The 13269-nt window shown below is 38.6% G+C and carries 12 protein-coding genes and 1 rRNA gene (1 of these 13 cut by a window edge); 10 read left to right on the top strand and 3 right to left on the bottom strand.

Annotated elements, in window-relative coordinates; all coding sequences use genetic code 11:
* Nucleotides 1-257: 257 nt before the first annotated feature.
* The 6 genes from IGL30_RS10040 (at nt 258) to IGL30_RS10015 (ending at nt 6119) form a co-directional block, all read left to right on the top strand.
* Entirely contained in the window at nt 258-1196 is a 939-nt protein-coding gene (locus IGL30_RS10040; protein WP_430618218.1) for a phage tail tip lysozyme, read from the top strand.
* A gap of 53 nt (nt 1197-1249) precedes the next feature.
* On the top strand, nt 1250-2188 hold the full coding sequence (locus IGL30_RS10035; protein WP_430618579.1) for a hypothetical protein: 939 nt from the start codon (nt 1250-1252) through the stop codon (nt 2186-2188).
* A gap of 439 nt (nt 2189-2627) precedes the next feature.
* Nucleotides 2628-4013, top strand: coding sequence for a bifunctional metallophosphatase/5'-nucleotidase (locus IGL30_RS10030; RefSeq protein ID WP_094940108.1), 1386 nt, complete (start codon nt 2628-2630; stop codon nt 4011-4013).
* Between the two features lie 36 nt (nt 4014-4049).
* Complete coding sequence (locus tag IGL30_RS10025; RefSeq protein ID WP_123875158.1) at nt 4050-4709, top strand: YutD family protein; 660 nt, start codon at nt 4050-4052, stop codon at nt 4707-4709.
* A 2-nt stretch (nt 4710-4711) separates the two neighbouring features.
* Complete coding sequence (locus IGL30_RS10020; protein ID WP_010720725.1) at nt 4712-5476, top strand: TIGR01457 family HAD-type hydrolase; 765 nt, start codon at nt 4712-4714, stop codon at nt 5474-5476.
* 1 nt (nt 5477) lies between these two features.
* Complete coding sequence (locus IGL30_RS10015; protein ID WP_375371685.1) at nt 5478-6119, top strand: TIGR01906 family membrane protein; 642 nt, start codon at nt 5478-5480, stop codon at nt 6117-6119.
* Between the two features lie 280 nt (nt 6120-6399).
* Here the strand turns inward: IGL30_RS10015 and IGL30_RS10010 are convergent, their stop codons facing one another.
* Both IGL30_RS10010 and IGL30_RS10005 read right to left on the bottom strand, forming a co-directional pair.
* Nucleotides 6400-6909 (bottom strand): phosphatidylglycerophosphatase A family protein, encoded by a 510-nt coding sequence (locus IGL30_RS10010; RefSeq protein WP_010720723.1) that lies wholly within the window; start codon nt 6907-6909, stop codon nt 6400-6402.
* Between the two features lie 120 nt (nt 6910-7029).
* Nucleotides 7030-8028: an NAD(P)/FAD-dependent oxidoreductase gene (locus IGL30_RS10005; RefSeq protein ID WP_034700569.1), complete on the bottom strand. Its 999-nt coding sequence runs from the start codon at nt 8026-8028 to the stop codon at nt 7030-7032.
* A gap of 327 nt (nt 8029-8355) precedes the next feature.
* Between IGL30_RS10005 and IGL30_RS10000 the strand changes: the two genes are divergently transcribed.
* Nucleotides 8356-8940 (top strand): peptidylprolyl isomerase, encoded by a 585-nt coding sequence (locus tag IGL30_RS10000; protein WP_010720721.1) that lies wholly within the window; start codon nt 8356-8358, stop codon nt 8938-8940.
* Between the two features lie 141 nt (nt 8941-9081).
* Here the strand turns inward: IGL30_RS10000 and IGL30_RS09995 are convergent, their stop codons facing one another.
* The gene (locus IGL30_RS09995; RefSeq protein WP_034700567.1) at nt 9082-10248 is read right to left on the bottom strand and encodes a MalY/PatB family protein; all 1167 of its coding nucleotides are present in this window, start codon (nt 10246-10248) and stop codon (nt 9082-9084) included.
* Between the two features lie 91 nt (nt 10249-10339).
* Between IGL30_RS09995 and IGL30_RS09990 the strand changes: the two genes are divergently transcribed.
* The 3 genes from IGL30_RS09990 to IGL30_RS09980 all read left to right on the top strand — a co-directional run.
* Nucleotides 10340-10720 carry a CvfD/Ygs/GSP13 family RNA-binding post-transcriptional regulator gene (locus tag IGL30_RS09990; protein ID WP_010720719.1) on the top strand — a complete coding sequence of 127 codons (381 nt, stop codon included), beginning with the start codon at nt 10340-10342 and terminating at the stop codon, nt 10718-10720.
* A gap of 73 nt (nt 10721-10793) precedes the next feature.
* A complete protein-coding gene (locus IGL30_RS09985) occupies nt 10794-11156 on the top strand; it encodes a hypothetical protein (RefSeq protein ID WP_010720718.1) in 363 nt (120 codons plus the stop codon).
* 690 nt (nt 11157-11846) lie between these two features.
* Nucleotides 11847-13269, top strand: a 16S ribosomal RNA gene (locus IGL30_RS09980) (it continues 137 nt past the right edge of the window).

The following is a 13269-nucleotide window of genomic DNA, read 5'->3' as shown; positions in this document are numbered from 1 at the left end:
TTACCGAGATACTACGTGATAATGACTTTTTTATTTACTAACAAAGCAACCTAGGCACAGCTTTTTAGAAAAAAGTGAAAGATTTTATTTTTTCTGTCACAAATCACTAAAATAGCTCACATATCTATGTGATTCGAATCAAATGATCAAAATAATTTTTTAGGAGGATGGAAGATAACAGTAAGTAATAAGCTGTGTACATTTAAAGGCGCAACTAATATGAAAAAATGATTGAAAGTAAGGAGCGAACAACTATTATGGGACAATTTGAAACAGCAAAAACAATTTGGGATTACTTGGTCAGTCAAGGCTGGTCAAAAACCGCAGTTGCTGGATTATTAGGGAACATGCAATCAGAAAGTGGCATTATTGCCGACCGATGGGAGAGCGACATTGTCGGAAATATGTCTGGTGGATACGGACTAGTGCAATGGACACCAGCATCTAAATATATCAATTGGGCAAATGCGAATGGATTAAATTACAAAGACGTCATTTCTCAATGCAAACGTATTGAGTGGGAGGTAGCAAACAATCAACAATTTTATAATATATCTATGACGTTTCAACAATTTAAGACAAGTAACAAGTCTCCAGAAGAACTGGCGAATATTTTCATTCAATATTATGAAAGACCGGCAAATGCAAACCAACCAGCAAGAGCGCAACAAGCTAGATACTGGTACCAACAATTAAACCGAACAAAAGTCGTGGATTGGTTCAATAAACATCGTGGACAGATAACCTATTCCATGACTGGCTCAAGAAACGGTACAGATGGAACGGCAGATTGTTCTGGAAGTATTACTCAAGCAGTCAAAGACAGCTCTGGAATTCCTTATAGCTATTTATATAATACGGTTACCCTTGGTGGTTATCTCCAAAGATGTGGTTATGTATTAGTTTTAGTCGGAAATTCAAACGCTTCCAATCTCTCTCAGCTGAAAGATGAGGATATTGTTTTACTTTCTGGTGGGTCCTCGATGGCTGATTCAGGTGGTGCGATTGGACATACAGGTGTGATTACTGGTGGTGGTAAAAACATCACTTCAACTTGTTACTATACGCAAGGAGAAAAAATACTGCGATTCAAGAATTACGTTTTGATAAAAATTATATCGTTGCAAATGGGTTTCATTATTATGAAGTTTGGCGTTTTTCTGGCGGTTTTAATCAATCAAGTTCAACAGGAATAACTAATGACCCAACGCCACCTTCATTTTCGACAAATGTTCATTATAGTTTACGAGTGTTGGGGGGAGCTTGGTTAGGAGAAATCACTAACTTTAACAATTCAGATTCTAATGGTTTTTCAGGATTACCGAATCATCAACACGATATGCTATATATCAAGGTTGATAAAGGAACATTACGTTATCGAGTACACACGATGACAAGCGGTTGGTTAGATTGGGTTAGTAAAGGTGATCCAAATGATATGGTCAATGGATGTGCAGGGAATCCTGGAGAAGCGATTGATGGTGTACAAATCTATTACACAACACCTGCTGGAGAAACTTATTCACAAGCATATTACCGTTCACAAACGACCGCTCGTGCTGACTGGTTACAAACTTGTTGCGATGATGGAACATCGATCGTCGGTTACGATGGTTGGGCAGGGATGTTTGGCGAACCGCTAGACCGTCTGCAAATCGGGATTGCGAAATCCAATCCTTTATTTACTTATTCACCAGGGGTAAATAATGGGGGAAGTTTTTCTACCAATGTTCACTATGGGTTACGTGTTTTGGGCGGAAGTTGGTTAGGAGAAATTACCAATTTCAATGATGTCGATTCCAATGGTTTTTCAGGATTGCCAAATAATCAACATGACATGCTTTATATCAAAGTAGATGCGGGAACGATTCGTTATCGAGTCCATACGGTAAAAAGTGGTTGGTTAGATTGGGTCAGCAAAGGTGATCCAAATGATATGGTCAATGGATGTGCAGGAAATCCTGGTGAAGCCATCGATGGTGTGCAACTTTACTATACAACACCTACAGGTAAGACATTATCGCAAGCCTACTACCGTTCTCAAACGACCGCCCGAGCTGGTTGGCTAGGAGTATGTTGTGATGATGGCACCTCTATCGCTGGCTATGATGGCTGGGCAGGAATGTTTGGCGAACCATTGGATCGTCTACAAATCAGCATAGCTGCATCTAATCAATTTTTTGATTAAAAAAACTTCAATTAGTTGGCTGAAAAGAGAAAAATGAGAAACTGATTGCTACTTGATTATTGCTGAAGAAGTAGGAATAGAAGAGTTAGTTTTAAGAAATAAGCCGAAGAATTCCGACATTCGTCCTGCGTATACTGGAAATTCTACGGCTTATTTCTGTCGATTTGTTTGAACGTTGGTTGACGAATAAATGGGCAATGCCGATAGAATTATATCTATTGATCATGTTTTGCTGTAACGTATTTTTTCATCACTTTTCTACCCCGAATCGCTAGCTAGAGATAGACTGATTATTACTTTGATCCGATATTATCCACAAGGCTAACGTTTAAAATGGAATCTATTCACAGCGGAGGAATTTGATTTTCTTTAAAATCTTTCAAAGTGAACAAAGAAAAAGCCTATGGTATGATAAAGAAAAGTGAGGCGAAAGAATAAGATGGAAAAAATAGTTCTATTACATACGAATGATTTACACTCGCATCTAGAAAACTGGCCTAAAATCAGAAGGTTTATTGAGCAAAAAAAGCGTGAAAACGAAAAAAAAGAAAATACCACGACCATCACTGTTGATTTAGGTGACTTTGTTGATCGCTGGCACCCGCTATCAGAAGCAACCGATGGACAAGCAAATGTTGAACTAATGAATAACGTAGGCTATGATGCTGTGACGATAGGTAATAATGAAGGCGTGGGAAATGCCAAGGATCAATTGAATCATCTTTATGATCAGGCAAACTTTGATATTTTATTGGATAATTTGTTTGATAAACATCTGTTGCAACCGCCGAAATGGGCAAAAAAGTACAAGATCATTGAGACTCCTCAACAGACTAAAATCGGCTTACTGGCTTTGACGGCTCCTTTTCCCTTAACATATAGTCCAAATGGTTGGGATATCAGAAACCCTTATGATATTTTGCCTGAATTGGTGGAAGAACTAAGACCAAAAGTAGACATCTTGGTATTGATGAGCCATCTAGGTATCCAAGACGATCGTCAGATTGCCCAAGAACTTCCGTCAATCGATGTAATCTTAGGCTCACATACGCATCATTTGCTGATTGATGGTCAAATCGTTAATGGTGTTCAGCTTGCAGCAGCGGGAAAATATGGACAATACGTTGGAGAGGTTCACCTCACCGTTGATGAGCATAAAAACATCATCCAAAAATCAGCTCGGGCTATCCCAACAGAAACGATGACGACGTTTATTGAAGATGAGCAGGAAAGCCAAGATTATTTAACTAAAGGGCACGAACTATTAGCGGCAAAAAAAGTAGCCAAGTTACCTTATGATTTATCAGTAGATATTTTTGCGGAACATTCTTTTATTTATGAGGCGTTAGAAGCAGTCAAGTATCGTGGGCAAACACAAGGCGCAATGCTAAATAGTGGGTTGTTTTTAACTGGATTACCAACAGGGCTGATCAATCAGGATCAACTGCATACGGCATTACCTCATCCAATGCATTTACTGAATGTCACACTTAAAGGAAGTGATTTGATTCGATTGGTATTAGAAATCGAAAAAAATCGTGCTTTTTTACGCAATTATCCAATCAGAGGTATGGGATTTCGGGGAAAAATTTTTGGACAAGTGGTTTATAGTGGGATCTCTTATGATGCAGTTAATCATCAAGTTCACTGGCTGAATCAGCCGATAGATAACGAGCGTCGATATACATTTACAACAGTGGATCATTTTATGTTTGTACCTTTCTTTCCAACGATTGAGATTGCTGGTGAAAATGAATTTTTATTTCCGGAATTTATTCGTAGCGTAGTAGGGGAATACTTAAATGCTCACTATCCAATAAAATAAAAACAAGGTATAATAGGAATGATAGGTGGTGAAAGCATGTCGGCAAAACAAAAAGAGCAACACGCCGTTGAAGCTAAAACAAAAGAAAAACAGACAGCGAAAAATGTCGAGGATCATACGGTGACAGAAGAAATCACCGCCGTGTTAGAAGAAATTATCGAAGAACCCAAACCGGAGAAAGTAAAAGGAGAAATCATTACTTTCATCGATGAGAAGAATTTTTTGATTGGCGAACAGCACTATCGCCTAGTAAAGGATCATCGAGAGGGGTTCAATCCAGAAAAACTTGGCGAAAGATATAGTGAAGTCTTGTCGCGTTATGACTATATCGTTGGTGATTGGGGCTATGAACAACTAAGATTAAAAGGATTTTTCCGTGTAGATAACAGACGTGCTCATCCCGACCAACGAATTGATGCTTTGGAAGATTATTTGTATGAGTATTGTAATTTTGGTTGCGCTTATTTTGTGATTGAACAAATCGGAGGTAAGAAGGAAAAAAATACTCCTCGCCGAAGAAAAAAGAAAAATCAAAACCAACATCGTGCGTACATTGATGAGAAAAAAGGACTCGTTTCTTCAAATCACAAAAAACCGGTCATCAAAAAAAGAAAAACAGAACAAAAAAAGACTGAAAAAACATCAACTAAACCAAAAGCCAACACTAATTTTACGATAAGACAAAGGGAAGAGTAAAGATGGATTATAAAGGATATTTGATTGATTTAGATGGAACGATTTATCGGGGGACTGAACCTATACCTGCTGGGAAACGTTTTGTGGAGGCTCTTCAGGCAAAAAAACAGCCTTTTCTGTTTGTTACGAATAACACCACAAAAAGTCCACAGGCAGTAGCCAATCGCTTGGCAGATGAATTTGATATACACGTCAGCCCAGAAACTGTTTACACAGCTTCTTTAGCAACGATCGATTTTATGCACGCTGCCGGGAAAGGAAACACGTTTTATGCCATAGGTGAAGCTGGTTTGATCGATTTGATTTTAGAAGCAGGATTTGTCTGGGACGAAGAAAATCCCGATTATGTAGTAGTCGGTCTAGATAATTATCTGACGTATGAAAAAGTAGTCAAAGCGACTCTTGCGATCCAAAAAGGGGCAACATTTATTGGAACAAATCCAGATAAAAATATTCCAACTGAGCGTGGGTTGCTGCCAGGTGCAGGATCGGTTATTTCGTTTGTGGAGACAGCTACACAGACGCCGCCGATTTATATTGGCAAACCAGAAGCGATCATTATGGATAAGGCGGTAGAAAAATTAGGTTTAACGAAAGCAGATGTCATCATGGTTGGAGACAACTATGAAACAGACATCCAAGCAGGGATTCGAAATGGGATTGATACGTTGTTGGTGCTCTCAGGATTTACGAAAGCTGAGGATGTACCTTTATTACCGGTACCTGCTACACACGTTCTCCGTTCGTTAGATGAGTGGAGTTTCTAGAATGAGAAAAACAAAATGGGTGTGGGGAGAATATGCGGGTTTGGTTTGTCTATTCTTCATGCTGATCAGTCTGGCGATCGCGATAACAATCAATTTTCGCTTTCTCTATGAACTAGACATCAAATATCTGAACATATTGGATCATACTACGCTTGATCAAGAAACTTTATTGAAAAATTTTGATCGATTAATGGCTTATTTAAATAATCCTTTTCAGAAGGAATTAAGTCTGCAAAATTTTCCTATTTCTGCAAGTGGAGCACATCATTTTTATGAAGTCAAAAAACTTTTTTTACTTAACTATTTTGTGCTGCTGTTGACGTTGATACCTAGTATCTACTATCTCTTTTATCTGAAACGTCATAAGCGTTTTTGGCGTTTAGTTCAACCGTTTAAGATTGGAATGCTCGTACCGATTGTTTTTGGCTTTTTTATGTTGGTAGGATTTGATCGCTTTTTTATCTTGTTCCATGAAACATTTTTTAACAACGACGATTGGCTGTTTGATCCGACAACCGATCCAATCATTAACGTCTTACCAGAACAATTTTTTATGCATAGTTTTATTTTATTTTTTATTTTAATTGAACTCTTTTTTGCTTTTTTTGTTATCATTGGAAAAAGAGAGCTAAAAAGAAGTTAAAATCAAACATAGAATAGAACAAATCATAATGCCTATTTTGTTTCAACAGAATAAAAAAAGCCCGAGACAAGGAGATTGTCTCGGGTTTTTGCTTTAAACGGTGTTCAAAGAGCTGTCCTTCGGTATTAAGTCAAAAAATCTCAAAACATGAAAAGCTGTTTCGAGATTTTCGTCCTTAATACTCAGGACAAAACGCTCTTGTCACAACCTCTGATTCACGGTGTTCAAGAAGCAACTCCTCAGCAATAAGCGAGGAGCTGATCGCTTCTTTCACAACCTCTTATTGAGTCAAACGACTGCGTTTTTCTGGCTCTTGGTGAGCAAGACGACTGGCAGCAGAGGCAGCGATTGCACCCACGATGTCATCCAAGAAAGTATGCACATTTTTTCCGTCATGGCTATTTAATTTTTGTAAAATACCAGGCTTTACTTTATCGATATAGCCATAATTAGTGAAACCGATTGTCCCATAGACATTTACAATTGATAAGGCTAGTATTTCATCGATCCCATACAGTCCTTCATCATCTTCAATGATATGTTGGAGCGGTGACATCAACTTATTTTCTTCTGCTAAAATATCTAATTGAACCCCAGTTATGATTGCGTTATGGACTTCACGTTTGGTTAAGACAGCGTGAACACTTTGGATACAATCTGCTAAAGTAAGATCAGTAATGTAATCTTTTTGTAAAAACATCACTAGCTCAGCAATGTCTTCAAGGGTTACTCCACGCTCATTGAGCAATTCACGTGCTTTTTCTTCTAGCGTTTCAGTTTTGATAACCATTTTCTTCCTCCTTTTGCTTCTGTGAATCAACTATATTGTTAGCCTACCAAATAAAAAAGCAAGAAACAAATGTTGTCTCCTCTGCTTTGGACAAAATGGTCAAAAATCATACAAGATATCCTATTTAGGAGGAACTTTTTTATCGTATAAACTGGTACTGTGTCCAGGTTGTGTGCGTTCTTTAGGGTTAATAAAGTGTAACGCATTATTGACAGCTGTAGGTGCTTCGCCAAATCCAGTAGCGATCAATTTTACTTTTCCTTTGTAAGAACAGATATCGCCAGCAGCATAAACGCCTGGTATCGAGGTTGACATATCTGAGTTTACTGAAATTGCATTTCTGGTACTTTCAAGTCCCCATGTTGAAAGATGTTCTAGATTTGAGGTGAACCCATAATTAACAATCAATGAATCAATCAGTAACTCAATTGTTTCCTCGCTTTTTACCCGTTTTAAGCGAACAGCAGTCAATTCCCCATTTTCTCCAGATAATTCATCAATGAGATAGGGAGTTAAAAGATTGACTGATGAAGCTTTCAATAAGTTTACACTATGCTCATGAGCTCTAAATTCTGGCCGGCGATGGATAAGATAAACTTCACTCGCAATCGGTTCTAGCATCAACGCCCAATCAATTGCTGAATCACCACCACCTGCAATTGCTACTTTTTTACCAGCATATTTCATTAAATCGTTCACAAAATAATCGAGACCGTGATGCTCATAAGTTGTTGCTTCTGGTACATTTAATTTTCTAGGTTGAAAAGAACCGCTTCCTAAAGTCAAAATGACTGCTTTTGAATAGTGGATTCCTTTAGTAGTTGTGATCTCAATTATTTCATCTTCTTTAGTAATAGAAAGAACTTCCTCATTCAAATGAAAAGAGTGATTGAATGTGGTTAACTGTTTTTCCAGATTTGCTACTAAGTCACTGGCTTTCACGGCGGGATAGCCGGGAATATCATAAATATATTTTTCTGGGTAAAGCGTTGCTAATTGCCCACCTAGTTGAGGTAAACTGTCAATGATCTTAGTTTTTGCTTGACGCATACCTGCGTAAAACGCTGCAAACATCCCTACTGGTCCTGCACCGATAATTGTAATATCATAGATTTCCATAGAAAACTTCCTCCTCATACCCACACTATAGCAGAATTTAATTGAGAATACTTCTCAAACAAATGATTTATTTCTAATTCTTAAGGAGGTTGGGGCAGAAGCGAAAACGATCTCTCGTGAAATCTACTGGTTCACATATTTAAAAATACTCGTGGATTATTTTTTAAGTCAGAGAAACGCAGAAAAGTATCTATCATTTGATAAAAAGTATATAATCATTTTTACATAAGGATGAGTCTTTTTGTTTTCTTAAGTTTCATGTAACAGCGAATAGAGAGAATATGTTATTATTACCAATGAAGGAATAATTTTTAGGAGGAAAAAGATATGGTATTCCCACAATTAAGCTTAGAAAATGAAAAAGGACCAAAGGCAGTAATAAAAACAAACCGTGGTGACATTACGGTCCAATTATTCCCAGAATTAGCGCCTAAAACAGTTAAAAATTTTATTGAACTTGCTAAAAAAGGATATTACGACGGAGTAATTTTCCACCGTGTCATCCCTGATTTTATGATTCAAGGTGGCGATCCAACTGGTACAGGTATGGGTGGCGAAAGCATCTATGGTGAAAGTTTTGAAGATGAATTTAGTCGTGAGTTGTTCAACTTACGTGGGGCGTTATCGATGGCTAACTCTGGACCAAATACAAACGGTAGCCAGTTCTTTATCGTGAATAATGAAAATGTACCAGCGAATATGCTAGATCAATTAGAAGGTGCAGGCTTCCCGGCTGAAATCATCGAAGCATACAAAGGTGGTGGGACACCTTGGCTAGATTTCCGTCATACTGTATTTGGTCATGTGATTGATGGCATGACTACCGTAGATGAAATTGCTAACGTACAACGTGGTCCACAAGATCGTCCAGTACATGATGTAGTGATCGAGAAAGTTGAAGTATCAGAATAATCACTCGCAATAGTAAGGCATCTTAATTACTAACTAAGCACAAAATAAACCAACTGGTTTCAATCATTGACCCAGTTGGTTTATTTTATTTCTAATTAGAATAGAACCTCGTTTAAAAGTCGTCAAAAATGCTTTTGTTTTTTATGTGAAGGCTTTTTTTATCCGCATCAATCCATCTAGTAGTGTTTCTTCCGGACAAGCTAAATTCAATCGCATATGAGCATGACCGGCAGGACCAAATGAGATGCCAGGATTTAAAACAACTTTTCCTTTGGTAATCAATGTTTGTTCTAGCAACTCGTCATTCGCTTCATAAGCAGAAAAATCTAACCACATCAAATACGTTCCTTCAATCGTCATCACACCTAGTTGAGGTAAATGTTTTTCAAAAAAAGAAGTGGCAGTGGCCGCGTTTTTTTCTATATAAGGAAGCAGTTGACTAAGCCATTCTCTACCCGTTTCGTAAGCAGCTTGTGTACCGATTAGACCAAAAGTATTTATATCTTGTTGCTGATTCATTAGTAACCGCTGTTCAAATTGTTCTTTTAATTTAGGATTTTTTATAAACACCATTGAGTTTTTAATCGCTGCTAAATTAAAGGTCTTGGTTGCCGAAGTAAACGTGATTAAAGACTGACTTAGTGTTTCATCAATCGTTAACATCGAGTTAAAATGGTTCGTTGAAAAAACTAAGTCTTGATGAATTTCATCACTAAAAAGCAGCACTTTGTGTTTCAAACATAGTTCGCTTAGTTGTGATAATTCTTCTTTAGTCCAAACACGCCCCCCTGGATTGTGGGGATTACAAAGGATTACCACTTTTACTTGTTGTTCAACGATCTTTTTTTCCATATCTTGAAAGTCCATCATGAATTTATTGTTTTGTTCAATTAATTGACTCCGTATAAGCTGACGGTGATTACTCTCGACGATTGCAGAAAAAGGTGGGTAAACGGGGTCATGGATCAGCACACTGTCACCTGGTTCAGTAAAAGTTTGAATTGCAACAGCTAAACTAGATAAAACACCGCTAGTAAAGACAATGTGTTCTTTTGTTAAAGATACCTGATGCTGTTGTTTTTCCCAATTGATGACTGCGTGATATAATTTTTCTGAAACGGTAGAGTAACCAAAAAGACCTTGAGAAACATAATTTTCAAAAGCTTTTTTTACTCCAGCAGGTGATAAAAAATCCATGTCTGCAACCCATAAAGGCAATAAGTCGTCTCTTTGATAGGTTTCTTTAATTGAATCCCATTTTACGCTATCGGTATGTCTTCTTGAAACTTTCTTGTCAAATTCACTCATCTAAAGGACCCCTTTTTCTATTGAGTATTTTCAAAACTTCTTTTTTTAAATCATTTACAGTATAATGATAAATGCAAAGAGAGGGAAGTACATGACATATAAAATTGGACAAATAATTAAAGGAAAAATAACTGGAATACAGCCTTATGGTGCATTTGTGTCTTTAGACGAGGAAACACAAGGCTTGATTCACGTATCAGAAGTACAATCAGGTTACACGAAAAGTATTCACACATTGTTAAAAGTTGGTCAACCAGTAACTGTTCAAATCATTGATATTGATGAATATTCAAAAAAAATTAGTTTGTCGTTACGTACGTTGGAGAAGAAGAGCCCTGTTATTCCTTATCGAAGGAAAAGATACTTTACGAATAAAAATAAAAAGATCGGGTTTGCCACGATTGCGGAACAACTACCAAAATGGGTGGACGAAGCACTAGAAGAACTAGAACAGAAAGAAAATAAGAAATAAAAAGTGTATTTTTTCTGAAAATGTGCTAGAATTTTTATGTAAACCACAGAACAAGTTGATCGAGGTGGAAATTTTGGCAAGCAAAAAAGTAGCTGGTACAATCATGTTGCATTTGGAGGATGGATCAAAAAAATTTTTAGTCCATTCAATTGATGACAAGCTGGAGTTTGCATTAGCAGAGCTTTCAGAAGAAAAGACGGGGTTAGCAAACATACTTAGCTTTTTAAAAGAAATCGTTCATATTGATGTTAGCAAAATTAATTTGATGGAGTTGACCAATACACATATTAATCACGAAAATGTTCCATTGTTTGTTTTTGAAACTGAGCAAAAAAGTCAAAGTGAAGACTTAGGTAAAGGCTATCTTTGGGAAGACCCAGATCAAATGCGCTCTGTCCTTGGCACTTACGAAGTGGAAGGAGTTCCTTTCTTTTAATGTAGAATTAGACACCAAAAGAAACTTGAAAAAAATTCAAGTTTCTTTTTTTATGGTAACCGGTCCTCTTTAAAGGATGAAACGTTCAGTTTATCATGGATTATATTCGATAATGCAAACTTTTTTATGATTCTTTTGAAGTAAAAGCGAATGATGATCTTTTGCTTAAATATTCTTTTGAAAAATTAAGTGAAAATGCTTGTTGACGTACCTTGGTTTACGTGATAAATTTATTAACGTTGATTTAAGAAACAGCGTAATGAAACTTTCTAAAAAAATAGCAGAAAAGTTCTTGACGTTTCTAAAAACACATGATAAGATAACTAAGTCGTTAAAAAACGACAGCTTACGAAGTTTGATTATATCGAAAAAAACTTCAAAAAAGTTGTTGACAAATAACAAACGATGAGTTATGATAAATAAGTTGCTGAAACACTTCTGAAAAACGAAGTCAAAAAAACTTTTAAAAAAAGAGTTGACAAACAAACGTCGCTCTGATATGATATAAAAGTTGCTACGGCAATCTCAACTGATTAGCTTTTAATCAAGTAGACCTTTGAAAACTGAACAAAGCAAAGACAAACCAAATGTGTAGGGCGTCTTGATTGATTCAAGACAACAAACATTTTTAACAAGCAAGCAATATGCTAGCAAACAATTGAGCTTAACAATCGCAAGATTGTTCGAACTTTTTATGAGAGTTTGATCCTGGCTCAGGACGAACGCTGGCGGCGTGCCTAATACATGCAAGTCGAACGCTTCTTTTTCCACCGGAGCTTGCTCCACCGGGAAAAGAGGAGTGGCGAACGGGTGAGTAACACGTGGGTAACCTGCCCATCAGAAGGGGATAACACTTGGAAACAGGTGCTAATACCGTATAACAATCGAAACCGCATGGTTTTGATTTGAAAGGCGCTTTCGGGTGTCGCTGATGGATGGACCCGCGGTGCATTAGCTAGTTGGTGAGGTAACGGCTCACCAAGGCGACGATGCATAGCCGACCTGAGAGGGTGATCGGCCACATTGGGACTGAGACACGGCCCAAACTCCTACGGGAGGCAGCAGTAGGGAATCTTCGGCAATGGACGAAAGTCTGACCGAGCAACGCCGCGTGAGTGAAGAAGGTTTTCGGATCGTAAAACTCTGTTGTTAGAGAAGAACAAGGATGAGAGTAACTGTTCATCCCTTGACGGTATCTAACCAGAAAGCCACGGCTAACTACGTGCCAGCAGCCGCGGTAATACGTAGGTGGCAAGCGTTGTCCGGATTTATTGGGCGTAAAGCGAGCGCAGGCGGTTTCTTAAGTCTGATGTGAAAGCCCCCGGCTCAACCGGGGAGGGTCATTGGAAACTGGGAGACTTGAGTGCAGAAGAGGAGAGTGGAATTCCATGTGTAGCGGTGAAATGCGTAGATATATGGAGGAACACCAGTGGCGAAGGCGGCTCTCTGGTCTGTAACTGACGCTGAGGCTCGAAAGCGTGGGGAGCAAACAGGATTAGATACCCTGGTAGTCCACGCCGTAAACGATGAGTGCTAAGTGTTGGAGGGTTTCCGCCCTTCAGTGCTGCAGCTAACGCATTAAGCACTCCGCCTGGGGAGTACGACCGCAAGGTTGAAACTCAAAGGAATTGACGGGGGCCCGCACAAGCGGTGGAGCATGTGGTTTAATTCGAAGCAACGCGAAGAACCTTACCAGGTCTTGACATCCTTTGACCACTCTAGAGATAGAGCTTCCCCTTCGGGGGCAAAGTGACAGGTGGTGCATGGTTGTCGTCAGCTCGTGTCGTGAGATGTTGGGTTAAGTCCCGCAACGAGCGCAACCCTTATTGTTAGTTGCCATCATTTAGTTGGGCACTCTAGCAAGACTGCCGGTGACAAACCGGAGGAAGGTGGGGATGACGTCAAATCATCATGCCCCTTATGACCTGGGCTACACACGTGCTACAATGGGAAGTACAACGAGTCGCAAAGTCGCGAGGCTAAGCTAATCTCTTAAAGCTTCTCTCAGTTCGGATTGTAGGCTGCAACTCGCCTACATGAAGCCGGAATCGCTAGTAATCGCGGATCAGCACGCCGCGGTGAATACGTTCCCGGGCCTTGTACACACCGCCCG

The sequence above is a fragment of the Enterococcus sp. DIV1089c genome (assembly GCF_050530965.1).
Taxonomy (GTDB): domain Bacteria; phylum Bacillota; class Bacilli; order Lactobacillales; family Enterococcaceae; genus Enterococcus_B; species Enterococcus_B hirae.
Note: the sequence above shows the minus strand (reverse complement) of the source record. Positions and strands in the feature narration are given on the sequence as shown.